Raw genomic sequence first — 12,883 nt, forward strand, 5'->3', positions numbered from 1 at the left:
TTTCGTTCGGTTCCCGCCGTACGCGCTACTTCCGGTCGGCGCGGTCGTCGACGCCACATGGGATCAGCGGCGGCCCTTCTTCCCACGACGACCCCGGTCACCCACGCCGAAACGCTTCGCGAGCGCGGAGGTCGGGGCGTTCTTCCGCACCGACTCGAAGCCGTTCTCGGCCGAGGCCTTGCTCTTGTAGCCCTGGCCCGAAGCGATGGTCTCACCGTTCGCGGCATTGACGCGCCCCTGGAACTCGCCGGAGTCGTTCTTGTAGAGCTCGGGCTGCCACCTGGGCGTTTGCTGGATGTTGGTGAAGTCGCTTGACCAGCTCATATGACGTTGGCTGTGTTGAGGTTGACGGTTGTTGAAGGGCGGGCTGCGCACTCTGTAAGTACCTCTACCCCTGCTCGGCAGGGGTGTGCGGAGGCGCGTCAGTCCGGCCGGAGGAGACTGGCCGCAAAATCTGCCAACTGCTGCCGCGGTTGTGGAGCGCCCCAGTCGCTGCGAACCAGCTCGGAGCTTCTTCTTTCGTATGCGCTCCAAGAGCGCCCGCGGTCATGGCCTTTGAGGGCATAATCCGGAATGAGAAGTTCGTCCATAAACTCGGGCGCGATGACCATACGTTTACTCAAAAGGCCCGTGGCCTCGTGAACGGTAAACATGTTCTCGGGAAGTTTCCCAAAATTAACCGATAAGACGCCAACGTCAGGAATGTAGCAGTAATTGTCACATTCTCCATCGTAAGGCTTGGCCCAGTAGCCCAGCGGCCAGCCATAACCAATCAATTCGTGTTCGACTATTGTAATAGGCCGTGTATGCCTCTTCATAAACCCGTACGATTCCGAACTGTATTCTTCGACCGTTCGGAAGACGGCTATGGATCGAAAACCATTTTTTTCCAATAGGTCGGAAAATTGCGTCAAGGTCCGCCGAGTGAGCTCGTTTTTCTGAGCCTCAGCATCCGCTTCGCGATGCTTCTCCGCTGCTCTTCTCTGCTGAGCCTTTTCGACCTGAAGTAAAAAGTCATCGTCGAGCACATAACCTCCTTGGGAATCTGCTGAAAAGTAGATGATCTGGTACTCGTGATACGGACTTCAGGACAGCGATCTGTATCCGGTTTGCCGGTTCTGGCGCGGCTGGGGCTGTTGATGGCGCGAGCCTCGCCAGCCCTTTCACCGTTTGCGGAGTTGGTCAGCGCGGGCGGCGCGCGACCGTACTGCGTACTCTGTGCGTACTTGCCTGTGCTGATACTGACGCTCACGCAAGAGCTCACCTCTTATGAGGGGATTACTTGTCTCATGGAACCCTGACTGTGATGGTGGCCGCTGGATCTGATGGCGGGAACGGTACGGCTTCGAGCGGGAGTCCTGATTTGGCGATATTACTGTGCAGGCTCCCCAGGAAGAGCTGGGCTGCTGCCTCGGGTGTAGCCGGTGTTTCTGGATCCCCTTCAAGCCCGGCCTGCGCAACGCAGGGCACCCCCGCCGCTATGGTAGCTGAGTTGGGCGGACGCGGTCCACCTAGGGAAGGAAGAAGTCTGGTGCCGTGCTCGATTGTGTAGGGCACATACACTTTCGCTGTACCGCGGAAGTAGCCCCATTCCCTGTCGATCTGCTTAATTTTCCGCACCGCTTTACTGATGTCGTTCAATATTTCGCGCGTCTTGAGGAGAAGGCGGGTATCTAAATTGTCGAGCAGCGTGCTGAAGTCTGTGATCAATTGCAGTACCCGTTCAGCCTCGACGCGTGCAACGGTCTGGTAGTCCGCCGTAGCGTGAATATCCCTCTTGCGGGGACGCGCTCCGTTGCGGCCGCAGCCAGTTGACAGAGTATCGAAGGCAGTGAACTGCGCATGGTGTCGAACTGTCTCGTTATTTGCGGTCGTCGGTGATAGGTTGTCGATAGTCGACCACCCCACGTGCTCGGGGGATCTCGTGGGCAAGCTGTTCAACGATGTCGAGAAAGCACGGCCTCAAGCGTATCCGCGGCTGCGTGGCGCGCCGACCGAATCGGCCCGTTGCTTCACCTGTACTTAGAGCTCCTAACAGGATCTGTCCGGTAGCGGCGAGTCTGCTTGTCGTGCAGGATGTTTCGTCGTGGCAGCGCCGTGGATCGTGGACGACCACCTGTGGGCAGTGATAGAACCGCTACTACCGGTCAAGGCGCCGGGAACACCGGGACCAGCAAGGATGAACGATCGGTTTGTCCTGCAAGGGATCTTGTTCGTGCTGATCACCGGCATCGGCTGGGAAGACTTGCCCCAGGAGCTGGGATTCGGGTCCGGGATGACCTGCTGGCGGCGGCTCCGCGACTGGCAGGCCGACGGGGTATTCGAGGCCATGCACACCACGATGCTCGCGCACTGCCACCGCGCGGGATTGATCGATTTCGACCGCGTCATCCCCGACGGCTCGCACGTGCGGGCCAAAAAGGGGGCGCCGACACCGGTCCAAGCCCGGTCGACCGCCGTAAAACCGGATCGAAGCATCACATCTTGACCTGCGGTAACGGCCTCCCGCTCGCGATCGTTCAATCAGCGGCCAACGTCAACGACCACCTCGTGCTATCCGAACTGCTCGATCGAGTACGGCCGCTGCGAGGACGCCCCGGCCGACCACGCGAGAAGATTGCGACCCTGATCGCGGACAAGGGCTACGACTATCCCCGGGTCTACGACGAACTCGAGCGCCGACGGATCACCGGCTACATCCCACGACGAGGCACCCGCGACAAGGTGACCGCCGGCCGCTGGATCGTCGAGCAAACGCTAGCCTTGCTGCACCAATACCGGCGTTTGGCCGTTCGTTGGGAACGTCGCACCGACATCCACCAGGAATTCCTTGACCTCGCCGCTGCGCTGATCTGCTGGCGACGACTCAGCAATCGAACCTGATAGGAGCTCTTAGAGGCAAAGAATGAGCTGGATATTCGCTGGAAGTAGCTGTGGCGGACCAAGATTCGCGATACGAGTCGGCATGACCGGCGCTTCAGATTCTGGGTGACACCTACCACGACAGGATACTTGCCCGGAATCCGTGCTCGCGCCGGACTGCTCCGCCCGTTGGGAAGCAGAAGGTCTACTGCATCGAAACCGCCCAGATATGAGCGATTCATGACCCCGCACGACAATGGCACCAGGGGCAGCACGCCCCGGTGCGAGAGGAAGTCACGACCATGTCCGAGATCTTGCGAGTACTCGCGCCCGATCACCCCGATCTCTTCGGGCAGATCGGCCGTGCCGTCGACTTCGCGGGAGCCTTGCGCCACGCCAACGACTCTGCCGCCGAGGGCGATCAGGAGGAGGCGTGGCGGTTGCCCGCCCAACTCGTCGACCCGGCTCTAGGCTGCGCTGGAAGCCATCGTGCTGCATGACTGGCGCCACGACATCGGCCACAACACCGCCGACAGAAGCACCGAAACCACTGTCAGCCACGAGCTGGTCGAGCACATGGGCCTCTATATCGCGACCGGAACCAGGGCGCAGCTGTCGCTACTCGCCGCCGCACTGGCCTTCGTCGCCAAGTTTCTCCCCGAGATCGACAGCTCCGATGGCGTACACGGCAACTAGATCGCTGGGGCCACGAACGTTCGGTGGCTCCAGCCTGCGGGCAGATCGTTGTCAACCTTGCGTAGCAACGTGCCGATACGAGTCTGGCCGGTCGCCTCGATGGCCCGAACCGTCATTTTGGATTCAGTCTCCGTGGCAGGCGGTTGGGGCTGCGGGGTTTGCTGCTGTGGCGGTTGGGTCCGCGGCGCCGACATCGACCGGGTGCTGCGCTCGCTGCGGGCCCAGTCCCCGCGATCCGCGCGCGAGGCACTGCCCCACCCTGGGCCGCCCGGCCGCGCCGTGGAGTACACCGGCACGATACCGCCGTTGGCACTCGAGATCGACTCCGGGCCCGAGCGCTAACCCGGCGCCGATCTCGGCGACGGTCCGCCATCAGGCTTGACGATCGCCGTGACGAATCGGTGGTGCACCAACCTGGGCGACTCGGGTGCAGAGCTAGGACGGAAAGATCGTTGGGTCGACCTTGCGTACCGCAGCCAGGAGTTGAACGAGATGCGAATGCGCGCACTGGATCAGCGAATAGCTTCCCTGTTCGGTGAATGCCTCTTCCGCAGCGAGCTCGTCGGCGGAGCCGGTGGGCGGGTTCGGCGTCGCGGGTCAGCACGTCATGCCGGACCGGAATCCCAACTCCTGGGGCAGGCCCTCTCACCCGATACCGGTGATCAGTACGAACAAAATCCCCTGCAGGACAGGCCGATCGTTCATCCGTGTCGGTCCCGGTGTTCCCGGCGCCTTGACCGGCAGTAGCGGTTCGATCACTGCCCACAGCCGGTCGTCCACGAACCACGGCGCTGCCACGACGAAACATCCTGCACTACAACAGGACTCGTCGCTACCCGGCAGAACCTGTTAGGAGCTCTAAGCATGAGTGACTTGAAAGCGGCAAGGGGTACGATGGAATAGACCGGTCCGGCGGACTCGGCCCGGCCGCTTGTCGGGACCATAGGAGATCATCGTGATTGTGCCGCGAGATGAGAACTTCCCTTTTCACAATAGCGGAGCTGCCGACGAACGCGAGGCTCTTCCTCGTCCCACTGATCGCTCCGCAGCGCCCAACTACCATGGCAGATGGTCTATTCAGAAGAGCGCAGATGAACTCGCTTCAGACCCCGACAATCACCCTTTGTCTCGGGCGGATGCGCATCGAGCGCAGCCAGAGGGCGATGACAGGGCAGATCGAAAATGAGTCTTTACATTGACAACCGGTACGAGACAGTAATATGGGTCGCTGTCGTTTTTCCGGAGTCTGTATTTTATCCGGATAAACGATGTGGATATAACCCGGAGGGTCCGTGGGTATAGGCTGGATGGTGGAGAGTCTTCCCATATTGGGAAGCCCCTCCGCCATATAAAGGGGCGCCACCCCTCACGGCCCAACCGAAACGCATCCTCGTCGGGGACCTGAGCCCACGGTTTCACTACTACGTCCACGCCAGGGCATGGGATGGTTCAAAGTGGGTCGCAGGGTGGGGAGACAAGCTATCCGGGTACTGCCCCTGGTATGAATTCGAAGGGTGCTGGGGCGAGCCCTTCGGCGATTCGGAGCGATGCTGGTTCCTTGAATTATCTACTAGTGCTAAAGACCTAACGCTTACGCTTCATGCGTAGTTCGCATGAGCAGATCGGTAGATGCCGCCGGCAGGACGATCTCGTCAGTTGTCGGGTAGCCGAGCAAGCTACCGGTCGTTCGGCGTTGACGGTGCTAAATTTGTCACGGATGGCTCCGCCGATCACGGCAGCGATGGGTATTGCGGTCGGATGCCACCAGATGACGGCGTTTTGAACTCTTAGAGCGTGTCTCATGTCGCTGACCGGGCTTTCACTAGGTTCTTGTAGCAGGTCAACGCCGCTGCCAGGGTGAGGAACCCGCAGTAGTGAGTGTCCTTGCGGTCGTAGCGGATCGAGAGCCGGTGATAGCCGCCGAGCCAGGCGATGGTGCGTTCGATGACCCAGCGGTGTCGGCCGAGGTGTTGACTCGACTCGATTCCTTTGCGGGCTATGCGAACCCCGATTCCTCGATCCCGCACCCAGTCCCGTAGTTCGTGGTGGTCATAAGCCTTGTCCGCGTGCAACTTTCCCAGCTTGCGTCGACGCAGACCGCGCCGGGAACGGATCGCCGGGATCGATCGCACCAACGGTCGCAGAGCAGCGGCGTCAGGTGTGTTGGCCGCCGAGACCGCGACCGTCAATGGTATCCCCGCCCGGTCCGACAGTACGTGTAGTTTCGAGCCCGACTTGCCCCGATCGACCGGATTCGACCCGGTCATTGGGCCCTCTTTGCTCGAACCGACGCACCGTCGACCACGACGCGCGACCAGTCGAGCAAACCCTCGCTGCCGAACTCGTCGAGCACGGCGCACTGTAGGCGCCGCCACAGGCCCGCCTCGGTCCAGGCGGTGAACCGGCAGTGCGCCGTCGGAACAGTCACCCCGAACGAGGGCGGCAGCATCTGCCACACACATCCGCTGGTCAACACATAGACGACCGCGGCGAACACGGCCCGCTCATCGGTCGGTGCAGTACCGCCACCTTGGCGACGTGGGGTGAACACCGGCAGCAACGGCTCAACCAGCTGCCACAGCTCATCGAGCACCAAACGCAACGACAGTTTGTGGGTCACGACCGAACATCATGCATTACACCAGGTTCCGGTTGGATCGTGACTACCCAACTCCGACGTGAGACACCCTCTAAGGTCTTCCGCTGTGGCCGTCCAGCGCGAACGCGACCGGCATTGACGCCAATCAGGAAGCTAAGCTGCGGCAGCGACCACGCCATGTCACTGCCGCCCACGGATCGAGGTCAGAGACCAACCGCGGAGCGGAGCTTGTCGGCACGGTTGGTTTGCTCCCAGGGCAACTCGACATCGGTGCGACCGAAGTGACCATAGGCCGCGGTCGCCGTGTAGATCGGGCGCAGCAGGTCCAGATCGCGGATGATCGCGGCCGGTCGCAAGTCGAAGACCTCCAAGATGGCGGCCGCGATCCGTGCAGGATCGACCTTCTCGGTGCCGAAGGTCTCGACGAACAGACCGACCGGCGCCGACTTGCCGATCGCGTACGCGACCTGCACCTCGACGCGCTCCGCCAGCCCGGCGGCCACCACGTTCTTGGCGACCCAGCGCATGGCGTAGGCGGCCGAGCGGTCCACCTTCGACGGGTCCTTGCCGGAGAACGCGCCACCACCGTGGCGAGCCATGCCGCCATAGGTGTCGACGATGATCTTGCGGCCGGTCAGACCGGCATCACCCATCGGACCGCCGAGCACGAAATTGCCGGTCGGGTTGACCAGCAAGCGAACGCCGGAAGAATCCAGGCCGGGCAGTCCCAAGTCGGCCAGCACCGGATCGAGAACCTTCTCACGGATATCAGGCTCGAGAACGTGGTCGAGGTCTATGCCTGCATCATGCTGGGTCAAGATGACCACGGTGTCGAGCCGGACCGGGCGGTCACCGTCGTATTCGATGGTGACCTGGGTCTTGCCGTCGGGACGTAGGTACGGCAGCACACCGGACTTGCGGACCTCGGTGAGCTTGCGCGAGAGCCGGTGCGCAAGCGCGATCGGCAACGGCATCAGCTCGGGAGTGTCGGTGGTGGCGTAGCCGAACATCAGGCCCTGATCACCGGCACCCTGACGCTCGATCTCGTCGTCGGAGCCGCCGACACGCGCCTCGTGCGAGGTGTCGACACCCTGAGCGATATCGGGCGACTGCGAGCTGATCGAAACGTTCACGCCGCTCATGCTGCCGTCGAATCCCATGTCCGAGGAGTCGTAGCCGATCCTGATGATCGTCTCACGCACGATTGAGGAGACATCGATATAGGCAGCAGTAGTCACCTCTCCGACAACATGGACCTGACCCGCGGTCACCATCGTCTCCACCGCGACCCGGCTGGCCGGATCCTGGGCTAGCATGGCGTCGAGAACGGCATCGCTGATGGCGTCGGCGATCTTGTCGGGATGCCCCTCGGTCACCGACTCACTGGTGAACAGGCGTTTTGTGGGCGCGAATCGATGTTGCTCGGCCGCGGGCGTGATCGGAAATGCGCCAGTCGGCGGGGGCACTGGTGCGGGCGCCGAGTGTGGGCCCTGTGTGTTCGAGGGACGGTATTCGTCGCCTATCGCAGGACTGAACGCGGGAGTGGTGCCTGCTAGAGCGGCCAGGAGGCGACGCCACCAGATCCTGTCCCCCACGGGTGCGCCGGAGGTACCGGCAAAAGCCGGAGTCGACTGCGCCAACGCAGCAAGCAGCCGGCGTGTGGAATAAGTACCACTCATTGCTCACTTCCGTCCGACTCGTCATCGCCAGGCAACAACGACTGCACGTAGGCACTGAGCTTCTTGACAACTACCGGCGTGCCAGTGCCGATTCCGAAGGCCACCAAGATGTTTGGCGCGACCAGGCCACTACCCAGCACGACTGAGGCTGTGGCACCCGCGATGAGTAACTGGATCGCAATCGACACCGCGTAGATCACTCCGCCTGGCCCCTCCGGACGGGCCCAAGGCCAGCCCTTGGAACGTTGAGTCGCTTCGAGGAATACCAGTCCACAGTTGACGGCTGCGCCGACCATTCCCCACACGGCATACAGCCACATGCGGCCACTATAAGGCGTCCCAATCCATGCTGCAGGACGTGAATGATGTTGGAACTGATGGGCATACGGCCACGATCTTCAACGACACGCTGCACGAAGCCCTGCCATCGGGGCAAACAACCAGGTGCTGCCGATTCACCGAGGTTCGGTCACACCGACATCCAAGACAACTGCCACCGGAATTCTCGCGCTGGAGCGCGGAGGGTTGGAGTACCGACACTACGTCCGCGGCGCTGCTGCCCCCGAACAGCGCCGAACTGATCGGGCGCCTGTCTACGGCCACCTCTCGGGCGTCAGCCCTCATCGGACTGGTCATCGCGGGCGTTCCTCCTCGCGGGGCGAGGCGTCGGTCTCCCACCAGGTCGCGCTGTCGTTCCGCGATCATTGGCAGGGCCCGGTCGTCCACCGCGACCTCGCCTCGACCCCGGTTCCGCACCTGGACGCCGCGGGCATCACCGCCCGCGACGCCGACCGGCCCCGCCACACCTCGGAGCAGGCGAAAACCGCCGCTGTCCAGGCCGAGCTGATCGAGGAGTTCCTCGGTGCGGGCGGGTACCTATTCACCGTCCCGATGTACAACCTGTCGATGCCGTCGGTTGTTCAAGGCGTGGCTGGACCAGATCATCGTGCCCTACCGCACCCTCAACCTCACCGGCGCTTCCCCGGTCGCGGGCCGCACGGCCGTGCTGATCATGGCTCGTGGCGGCAGCTACGGCCCCGGAACCCCCAATACGGCCTGGACTTTGTCGTGTCCAAGCTCGAGGCCGTCCTGGGCAGCGGCATTCTGGGCCTGAACGTGACCGCGGTGATCCCCGAACTGATTATGGCCCCACACGCGGCGGCCCTCGCCCCGCTACTTCCCTTGCACAAGGCGTCGCTGGCCGCCGCCCACGAGCAGGACCGCGACCTCGCCACGACCCTGGGCCCCCATCCATGCGGCCTGACGGCTCCATTCAGGAGCTAACGCCATTGCCACGGCCCCGTCGAAGGCTATACCGGCACCACCTGCTCCTTCGTCCCCGCAGCGGCCGCCGCACCGAACACCGCGTTCCACGGCCAGAAGCTCGAACCCGACCAAACCCGCCAGCACCCATGGCTTTCGCTGTACTGGGACACCATCGATCACCGCGGAAACAGATCGACAGAATGCGCACGCCGCGCCGGTGAGCGTCGCGCACCGCGTCGACCAGTTCGGGCGGCGGGCCGTCGTGCACGTTGAGGCAGGCCGGCACGACCAGGGTCTCGGCGCACTCCAGGTCGCCCGACGGTGTCGGCAGGTACCACGACGAAACATGGACCTACAATCCGTCCGCAAACGCGTGGCACCTCGACAACCGAGTTGTTCGAGTGCCCTTCCCGAAGGGAACATGATGATGCTCGTAACCCTGCTGACCGACATGCCGACCGGCACATCGGGAATGGTCAGATCACGCAGCGGCGATTGGACCGCAGTGTGGGCCGGTAGGAACCTCGGAGTAGAGGGCGTCGAGTACGACGTGGAGATCGAACTGGGCGACGAGCTCTCAGAAATTCAGATCTATGATTCCGACCCACCTAGTGAGGGAATCTATCTGAAGAATGGTCAACTCATGGTCTGCGGCCTAGTTACCACCGTATTCGACGACGGAATCGTCGTACTCGACCTCAAACCCGGCAACCTCTTACTTGAGGCCAGCAGACCACGCCCCACACTCCATGTTGGTCAAATAGCTTGCGCTTCTCCGAGCGAAATATCTGTGTTCCCAACCGGTATCTAAACGTCCGCAACCAAGCCAAAGGATTTCATTATGCGCCGGAATCTGGGTACATGATCCGAACAACCTCGTTATGGTGATACTCAGCTCACTCACTCGATCCAGAAACCGCCATCGTGTCGGGTGGCGGACATACGCGGGTTCGCCTTCGTTGTCGTGCAGCGTGAGCCGGTCGACACAGCGACGGCAGTCACGCTATACACCTCCACGCTGGCTCCGCACCGACTACGCCGGGGCGGCGCATTGTCGACTGGGCTTCCGGCTGCCGAAACGGCACGCACTTCGATCGGTTACGGTCTGTTCGGTATGCCGGATGCGACACGACTACCAGGTCAAATGGGATCGGCGGGGTCAACCATCAATCGACGAAGGCCGTCCCCAGGACTCATTAAGGGATGTCCCGTAAGTCTGGGGCGGTGACGGTGGGCGGTCCACCGGTCAGGAGTCAGTGGGGGTGGGCAAAGGTTGGCCAGAGTCGCTATCCCTGCCTTTGCAACACCCACACCGTCACCACGTAACCGACTGTACCGCAGCAGCTTCCACGTCTTCATCTGCGCCAAAGCATGCTCGACACGGGCTGGAGGTTTCGGCGGGACTTTGTTGTGAGCCTGTTTCCATTCCGGCAGCTCGACACTGCGTGATCGGCGGTGCGGGATGATCACACCGGTGCCCTGGTAGCCGTCATCGGCGATCACCACCGCGTTGCGGCAAGGCGTGGGCGGCACCGGATTCGGTCCAGGCCCGGCAGCGGGTCGTCGCGCTCAGCGGCCACGACCGGTTGTCGGGCGCGTGTTCCCGATCCCTGTGATCAGCTCGGTGCAAGCAAGAGCGGTTCGTGTCCTCGGAGATGACGATCCATGCATCAGGAAACCGCGCGGTGATCGGGGAAATGCTCGCGGCCGATGCTGGCGCCATCACCGACGCTGTCCGCCGCAAGATCGCAGAGTTCCGGCAGCCCTCGCCCGCGCCGCCGGCGTTTTCTCCTGTTCTACCGCCAGTTGATCCCGTGGATCAGATCAAGCGACTGGCAGAGCTTCGCGACGCCGGGATTCTGTCGGGGTCAGAATTCGAGACGAAGAAGCAGGAACTCCTCGGTCGAATGTGACCGACGGGTACAGTGCGAACGTCTGAAAGCATGCAGGGTGGACTTCGTCTGCCCGGCGGCAAGACCAGCAGCGATCAGTATTCGAACGGCGAGGACGGCTTGACACGGGCACAGTCCCGATCTCCCAACACATCAGCCTTACGATCCCGGGTGGATGCACGCGGTGGCGATCAGCGCAGACATCTCATCTCTAGGCATGGGCGGGCTGTAGAGGAACCCTTGTCCCCGATCGCACCCGAGGTCATTCAAAGTATCTGCGGCAGTATATGTTTCGAATCCAGCTGCGGACACGTCTAAGCCGAAGCTGTGCGCCATAGCGATGATGGCGCGCACGATCGCGATGTCGTCGCCGCTACTGGACAGTCCCTGGACGAAGCTGCGGTCGATCTCCAGCGAGTCCACCGGCAATCGCTGGATCATCGATAGAGAGCTGTTGTAGGTGCCGAAACTGTCGATCGCGACCCGCACCCCCACCTGCTTGAGCGCTCGAACGGTAGCCACGGTCGCATCGAAGTCAGTGTGTTCACGTTCGACGATCTCGAGACAGATCGCCGCAGCGGGGAGTCCGGACTGACTCAGTGTGGCGCCGAGGTTTTCGACGAAGTCCGGTTCATCGAGCAGTGGTGGTGAGACATTGATGCGCAAGATGCGAACACAACCTCCGGCATTGCCACTCAGCACTGGGCTACCGACACCGGCCGAATACGCTGCAGTCTGCACCCACACCCACCACCCCCGGTGGGCTGCAGGATCGACTGACAACCGACAACGCCCCGGGCTCTAGTACCGAGTGGTCGTATCATCCAACTCGACCGTCCAGGCGAGATGCGCGATGTCGTCTTGCCCTTCCTCTCCTGACCACGCCCGCAACTGTTGGGCTGTAGCGACTTTCGGCGAGAAGTCGGTCAGGCGTGGACGGTGTCCGTGGCGGAGTCGCGCGACCACGCCGGTGTCGCGACCCGACGGGCTTTGAGTAGATCTCGATGATCTCCCTGCGGGATTCATCAGCGGAGCTTCAGCGTGGACGCTCCGCGGCTTCGATAGTCGGGTATCGGGAGGGCGGCACTGATCGGATCGTTGCGCCCCAAGGGTCAGCACCACCGGCTACGTCGACACCCGCCTCCCCCCTCCGCCGCCGGTGCCCGCCGACGGTGGCGAGGTGTAGTGCTTTTCGGGGTCATCGTCGGTGCCTGCACGCCCGTCGGGGCCCCACTTCTCCCTCTTCTCCGCCTCCTCGCGATCCAGTCGGTTTCTGCACTCGCCGATCGCGCCGAGCCGGCCTTCCCATGCTGCCCCGTCCGCCCGAGCGATCGCGTCGATGTAGGGCACGGCGACGGGCTGGCTTTGTGCCCGGATCGCAGCGATCTGATCCTGGTGCGAGGTCGTCGTCGAGTCCCTTCGCGCCTCACTCAGCGCTGCGCTTCCCTCGGTAACCAGTTGTTCGTTGATGCTCGGACCCGACGGAGGAATTGATGTGTCGCTGGCGCTTCCGACGTGGATGAAGGCCTTCCTGTCGGACGCAACCCCCGGAGCGGCGCGCACGACGGTCACGGCGCTGCCGACGGGCAGAATCGTCGCAAGGCGCGTCGAGAAGACGTCGTGCGTTTCGCTATAACACGCGATCGGAGCGCCGGTGTTGGCCAGGGTGAGAGACAGTTCGTGTCTCTCGGCAGAGACCCTGACCGATCCGCTCGAGACGGAGACCACCGTGGCGTTGAATATCGAGGCCTCACGAGGATCCGGCGGTCGCGGGGTCGTCGTCACAGCGCCCGTGGGTGACGCATTTTTCTCGTTCTTGCGGAACAGTCCCGAGCAGCAACACGTCAAGATCAGGAGCACGACACCGAGCACGATCCAGGTGTTCTGTT

Annotated in this window: 15 protein-coding genes; 6 read left to right on the plus strand and 9 right to left on the minus strand. The window is 62.5% G+C overall.

Features of this window, described 5'->3' with window-relative positions; genetic code table 11:
- Nucleotides 1-63: 63 nt before the first annotated feature.
- From ACFWFP_RS09655 to ACFWFP_RS09665, 3 genes are all read right to left on the minus strand, one after another.
- Nucleotides 64-324, minus strand: a complete 261-nt coding sequence (locus ACFWFP_RS09655; protein WP_379294303.1) for a YegP family protein — start codon at nucleotides 322-324, stop codon at nucleotides 64-66.
- 98 nt (nucleotides 325-422) lie between these two features.
- Nucleotides 423-1,028, minus strand: a complete 606-nt coding sequence (locus ACFWFP_RS09660; RefSeq protein WP_379294304.1) for a hypothetical protein — start codon at nucleotides 1,026-1,028, stop codon at nucleotides 423-425.
- Between the two features lie 259 nt (nucleotides 1,029-1,287).
- Nucleotides 1,288-1,932, minus strand: coding sequence for a hypothetical protein (locus tag ACFWFP_RS09665; protein ID WP_379294305.1), 645 nt, complete (start codon nucleotides 1,930-1,932; stop codon nucleotides 1,288-1,290).
- A gap of 154 nt (nucleotides 1,933-2,086) precedes the next feature.
- On the opposite strand from ACFWFP_RS09665, the gene ACFWFP_RS09670 reads away from it, so the two are divergent.
- From ACFWFP_RS09670 to ACFWFP_RS09680, 3 genes are all read left to right on the plus strand, one after another.
- A protein-coding gene (locus tag ACFWFP_RS09670) for an IS5 family transposase (protein ID WP_379294306.1) occupies nucleotides 2,087-2,883 on the plus strand; the annotation gives its coding sequence in 2 pieces (ribosomal slippage) (nucleotides 2,087-2,417 and nucleotides 2,417-2,883; 798 coding nt in all).
- A 281-nt stretch (nucleotides 2,884-3,164) separates the two neighbouring features.
- Nucleotides 3,165-3,362 carry a hypothetical protein gene (locus ACFWFP_RS09675; RefSeq protein ID WP_379294307.1) on the plus strand — a complete coding sequence of 66 codons (198 nt, stop codon included), beginning with the start codon at nucleotides 3,165-3,167 and terminating at the stop codon, nucleotides 3,360-3,362.
- Nucleotides 3,352-3,558 carry a hypothetical protein gene (locus ACFWFP_RS09680; protein WP_379294309.1) on the plus strand — a complete coding sequence of 69 codons (207 nt, stop codon included), beginning with the start codon at nucleotides 3,352-3,354 and terminating at the stop codon, nucleotides 3,556-3,558. The genes ACFWFP_RS09675 and ACFWFP_RS09680 overlap by 11 nt, the downstream gene beginning before the upstream one ends.
- 645 nt (nucleotides 3,559-4,203) lie before the next feature.
- Here ACFWFP_RS09680 and ACFWFP_RS09685 read toward each other — a convergent pair.
- The 4 genes from ACFWFP_RS09685 to ACFWFP_RS09700 all read right to left on the minus strand — a co-directional run bounded on the left by ACFWFP_RS09685 (nucleotide 4,204) and on the right by ACFWFP_RS09700 (nucleotide 8,156).
- Nucleotides 4,204-4,356 (minus strand): transposase, encoded by a 153-nt coding sequence (locus ACFWFP_RS09685; protein WP_379294310.1) that lies wholly within the window; start codon nucleotides 4,354-4,356, stop codon nucleotides 4,204-4,206.
- Nucleotides 4,357-5,357: 1,001 nt separating this feature from the next.
- A protein-coding gene (locus tag ACFWFP_RS09690; protein WP_379294311.1) for an IS5 family transposase occupies nucleotides 5,358-6,178 on the minus strand; the annotation gives its coding sequence in 2 pieces (ribosomal slippage) (nucleotides 5,358-5,836 and nucleotides 5,836-6,178; 822 coding nt in all).
- A 182-nt stretch (nucleotides 6,179-6,360) separates the two neighbouring features.
- Complete coding sequence (metK, locus tag ACFWFP_RS09695) at nucleotides 6,361-7,596, minus strand: methionine adenosyltransferase (protein WP_379295112.1); 1,236 nt, start codon at nucleotides 7,594-7,596, stop codon at nucleotides 6,361-6,363.
- A gap of 236 nt (nucleotides 7,597-7,832) precedes the next feature.
- Complete coding sequence (locus ACFWFP_RS09700) at nucleotides 7,833-8,156, minus strand: hypothetical protein (RefSeq protein WP_379294312.1); 324 nt, start codon at nucleotides 8,154-8,156, stop codon at nucleotides 7,833-7,835.
- Nucleotides 8,157-8,361: 205 nt separating this feature from the next.
- On the opposite strand from ACFWFP_RS09700, the gene ACFWFP_RS09705 reads away from it, so the two are divergent.
- The 3 genes from ACFWFP_RS09705 (at nucleotide 8,362) to ACFWFP_RS09715 (ending at nucleotide 11,015) form a co-directional block, all read left to right on the plus strand.
- A complete protein-coding gene (locus tag ACFWFP_RS09705) occupies nucleotides 8,362-9,120 on the plus strand; it encodes an NAD(P)H-dependent oxidoreductase (protein ID WP_379294313.1) in 759 nt (252 codons plus the stop codon).
- A gap of 403 nt (nucleotides 9,121-9,523) precedes the next feature.
- Nucleotides 9,524-9,913, plus strand: a complete 390-nt coding sequence (locus ACFWFP_RS09710) for a hypothetical protein (RefSeq protein WP_379294314.1) — start codon at nucleotides 9,524-9,526, stop codon at nucleotides 9,911-9,913.
- Between the two features lie 832 nt (nucleotides 9,914-10,745).
- Entirely contained in the window at nucleotides 10,746-11,015 is a 270-nt protein-coding gene (locus tag ACFWFP_RS09715) for an SHOCT domain-containing protein (protein WP_379294315.1), read from the plus strand.
- Nucleotides 11,016-11,153: 138 nt separating this feature from the next.
- On the opposite strand, the gene ACFWFP_RS09720 is transcribed toward ACFWFP_RS09715, so the two are convergent.
- Complete coding sequence (locus ACFWFP_RS09720) at nucleotides 11,154-11,660, minus strand: EAL domain-containing protein (protein WP_379294316.1); 507 nt, start codon at nucleotides 11,658-11,660, stop codon at nucleotides 11,154-11,156.
- 459 nt (nucleotides 11,661-12,119) lie between these two features.
- Nucleotides 12,120-12,779, minus strand: a complete 660-nt coding sequence (locus tag ACFWFP_RS09725) for a hypothetical protein (RefSeq protein WP_379294318.1) — start codon at nucleotides 12,777-12,779, stop codon at nucleotides 12,120-12,122.
- Nucleotides 12,780-12,883 lie beyond the last annotated feature (104 nt).

It is taken from the genome of Nocardia sp. NPDC060249 (assembly GCF_042728755.1).
GTDB lineage: Bacteria > Actinomycetota > Actinomycetes > Mycobacteriales > Mycobacteriaceae > Nocardia.

What these genes read in the sequence shown, in the direction of transcription:
- ACFWFP_RS09655 (WP_379294303.1), bottom strand. Translation starts at nt 324, where the DNA reads ATGAGCTGGTCAAGCGACTTCACCAACATCCAGCAAACGCCCAGGTGG.
- ACFWFP_RS09675 (WP_379294307.1), top strand. Translation starts at nt 3,165, where the DNA reads ATGTCCGAGATCTTGCGAGTACTCGCGCCCGATCACCCCGATCTCTTC.
- ACFWFP_RS09700 (WP_379294312.1), bottom strand. Translation starts at nt 8,156, where the DNA reads ATGTGGCTGTATGCCGTGTGGGGAATGGTCGGCGCAGCCGTCAACTGT.
- ACFWFP_RS09710 (WP_379294314.1), top strand. Translation starts at nt 9,524, where the DNA reads ATGATGATGCTCGTAACCCTGCTGACCGACATGCCGACCGGCACATCG.